The organism is Enterobacter sp. C6 (assembly GCF_008122455.1).
In the GTDB taxonomy this organism is placed as follows: Bacteria; Pseudomonadota; Gammaproteobacteria; order Enterobacterales; family Enterobacteriaceae; genus Enterobacter; species Enterobacter pseudoroggenkampii.
The window spans coordinates 1-2893 of the sequence record NZ_QPFW01000066.1; the positions used below are offsets into that span (position 1 = coordinate 1).

Annotated in this window: 3 protein-coding genes and 1 pseudogene; 1 reads left to right on the forward strand and 3 read right to left on the reverse strand. The window is 61.5% G+C overall.

The features are described 5' to 3' along the window. From DOU50_RS00560 to hpxU, 3 genes are all read right to left on the reverse strand, one after another. Positions 1 to 525 (reverse strand): amino acid ABC transporter permease (locus DOU50_RS00560; RefSeq protein WP_148768498.1); only part of this gene is annotated, 525 nt, incomplete at its 3' end. A 4-nt stretch (positions 526 to 529) separates the two neighbouring features. Then, positions 530 to 1312, reverse strand: coding sequence for a transporter substrate-binding domain-containing protein (locus DOU50_RS00565; RefSeq protein WP_008499846.1), 783 nt, complete (start codon positions 1310 to 1312; stop codon positions 530 to 532). A 191-nt stretch (positions 1313 to 1503) separates the two neighbouring features. Continuing rightward, positions 1504 to 2343: a MurR/RpiR family transcriptional regulator HpxU gene (gene hpxU / locus DOU50_RS00570; protein ID WP_023311063.1), complete on the reverse strand. Its 840-nt coding sequence runs from the start codon at positions 2341 to 2343 to the stop codon at positions 1504 to 1506. Between the two features lie 142 nt (positions 2344 to 2485). Between hpxU and hpxW the strand changes: the two are divergent. After that, positions 2486 to 2893, forward strand: a pseudogene (hpxW, locus tag DOU50_RS00575) (oxamate amidohydrolase); the annotation flags it as partial.

A 2893-nucleotide genomic window follows, 5' to 3' on the forward strand; every position in this document is an offset into this window, starting at 1 on the left:
GAAGGTCAGCTCTTCATAGGAGACCTGCGACACCACCGACGAGCCGAGCATCACGATGATGCACTGGCTCACCAGCGCCGGGTAAATGCGCTGCAGCGCGGGCGGCAGCACCACGCGAATAAAGGTCTGCAGGCGGGTCAGCCCCAGAACGCGACCGGCCTCCCACTGCCCTTTCGGCGTGACCTGAATGCCCGCGCGAATAATCTCGGTGCTGTAGGCGCCCAGGTTCACCACCATGGCCAGCAGTGCCGCTTCCCCCGCCGTCATCTTCAGCCCCAGATTCGGCAGGCCGAAGACGATGAAAAACAGCTGCACCACAAACGGCGTGTTGCGGATGATTTCCACGTACGCGCCCCAGATGCGGCTGAACCAGGTGGTGCGTCCGCTGCGGATTGCCGCCCCGACAATCCCCGTTGCCAGCCCGCCGACGGTGGCCATCACCGTCAGCTGAACGGTGACCCACAGTCCGGCCAGCAGCTCCGGCCAGTGCGGCCAGAGGGCTGAAAAATCAAGTTGCTCCGTCATCGGCTCAGGCGCCAAGATTTGCCGGCAGCGGGGCCTTCAGCCATTGCTCAGACAGGCCGTTCAGCGTGCCGTCCTTGATGCCCTGCTCAATCAGCGCATCCACTTTTGCCTTCAGGGCCGGTTCGTTCTTCTTCAGGCCAATAAAGCACGGCGAGTCTTTCAGCATAAAGCTCGGCACCGGGGCTTTCGCCGCGTTCTGGCGCGAAATGGCCGCCACCACGAGGTTGCCGGTTGCCACGTACTGCACCTGTCCGGAGAGGTAGGCGGAGAGCGTGGTGTTGTTGTCTTCGTAGCGCTTCACGTCCGCGTCTTTCGGCGCCAGGCCGGTCAGCACCATGTCCTCCACCGCCCCGCGCGTCACGCCGATGGTTTTTCCGCTCAGCGCAGCGGCATCCTTCAGTTCAGCCCCTTTCGGGCCAAACACGCCGAGGAAGAACGGCGCATAGGCGCGGCTGAAGTCGATTACCTTCTCGCGCTCCGGGTTTTTACCGAGGCTGGAAATGACCAGGTCCACCTTGTCGGTTTGCAGGTACGGCACGCGGTTGGCGCTGGTCACCGGCACCAGCTGCAGCTTGAGCTTCATCTGTTTAGCCAGGTAGCGCGCCATGTCGATGTCGTAGCCCTGCGGCTGCAGATCGGTCCCCACCGAGCCAAACGGCGGGAAGTCCTGCGGCACGGCAATGCGAATGGTGCCGCGCTTCTCGATATCCTGAAGCTGGTCAGCCTTTGCCGGCAGCTGTGTGAAGAGGCATGCGGCCCCGGCCAGTGCAATCAACAATTTTTTCATGGTGCTTCCCCGTAACGTTAACATGAAACAAAAGATTCTTTGAATGTGATTTTGCAACTAATGTGCCAGGTAAGGCGAAGCGGGGAATATTGTTGAGAAGCCTGATAAAACGCGGGCGGGTCGAAAAAACGTGCGTTTCTCCGCCCCGTCAGCTGCACCATTTCAATGCAAAGCACCAGCCTGATGCCCCATTATCGCTGTTCGAGTTCGTCCAGCTGCTGGTAGAGGGAGGCAATTTCGTGAATGCGCGGACGGCCTTTATCGAGAATTTCATGCAGGAAGGCGTTCGCCAGCAGGTTGATCAGGCTGTTGACCGAGGAATAGCTGTCATAGGCCGAGACGCTGTCCAGCGGGGCGCAGAGCTGCCAGCTCGCCAGCGGGAACAGGCTGTGCGCCTGCGGCTCGCACATCAGCAGCACCGGAATACCGCTACTCTGAAGCTGCTGCATCAGCGGGCGGATAATGCGCGGGCGGCGGCGGAAGGCCATCATCACCACCAGATCGTCCGGCGTTAAATCCACCAGCTCCTCGCCCAGGCTCTGCCCCGGCTGCGGCAGGACCAGCACCTGACCGCGCGCCTGCAGCAGCTGCTGGCGCAGGTGCAGCGCCGCCGGATAGGCGTTACGCATGCCGATAATGACGATGCGCCGCGCCTTAACCATGCAGGCCATGGCGTCGGCAAACTGCTGCGCGTCGAGGGCATTGACCCACTGGGTCAGGTTCGCCATCTCCTGCTTATAGTGACGCGCCAGCAGCGTATTGCCCTGCACCGCATCGCGGTTATCGGTGAGCGGCATCCCGCTCTGGCGCAGGGTGCGCAGCTCGTCGCGCATGTCCTTATATTTCTCATAGCCCAGACGCTTAAACAGACGGCTCACCGTGGCTTTCGACACCCCGCTCAGTTGCGCCAGCTCGGCGCTGTTGTAGCTAATCAGATCGTCAAAATGGTCGAAAATAAAGTCCGCCACCCGCTGCTCCTGCGGCGACAGCGACGGGTACTGTGCTTTCAGACGTTCATCCAGTTGTTCCATAGCGCCTCTGTAACTTTTGTTTCATCACATTTTGCCTTTCATTCTACCTTTCATTATACGTGCCAGTTTACTGAAACTTTTCTTTCAGAACTGGAACAGCTTTTGCAGCACCTTGTGACCTTCAGGGTTACGAGGACTCCTCATGCAAAGTAATGTCTCCACACACGGTATGGCGGTTGCGCCCCACCACCTTGCCAGCCAGAGCGCGCTGGCCGTGCTGCGCGAAGGCGGCAGCGCGATAGAGGCGATGGTCGCGGCGGCGGCCACCATCGCCGTGGTTTATCCGCACATGAACGGGCTGGGGGGCGATGGCTTCTGGCTTATCGTGCCGCCGGAAGGCGAACCTGTCGCCATTGATGCCAGCGGCGTGGCGGGATCGCGCGCAACGCTCGCCGCCTACGACGGGCTGGCGCATATTCCCCATCGCGGCCCCCGCGCGGCGCTGACCGTCGCCGGCACGGTGAGCGGCTGGGACGAGGCGCTGAAGGTCTCGCGCGAGATGACCGACAGGGCGCTGCCGCTGGCTCGCCTGCTGGCCGACGCCATTGAC

Coding starts and splice junctions, on each gene's coding strand:
- DOU50_RS00565 (WP_008499846.1), bottom strand. CDS start 1,312: ATGAAAAAATTGTTGATTGCACTGGCCGGGGCCGCATGCCTCTTCACA.
- hpxU (WP_023311063.1), bottom strand. CDS start 2,343: ATGGAACAACTGGATGAACGTCTGAAAGCACAGTACCCGTCGCTGTCG.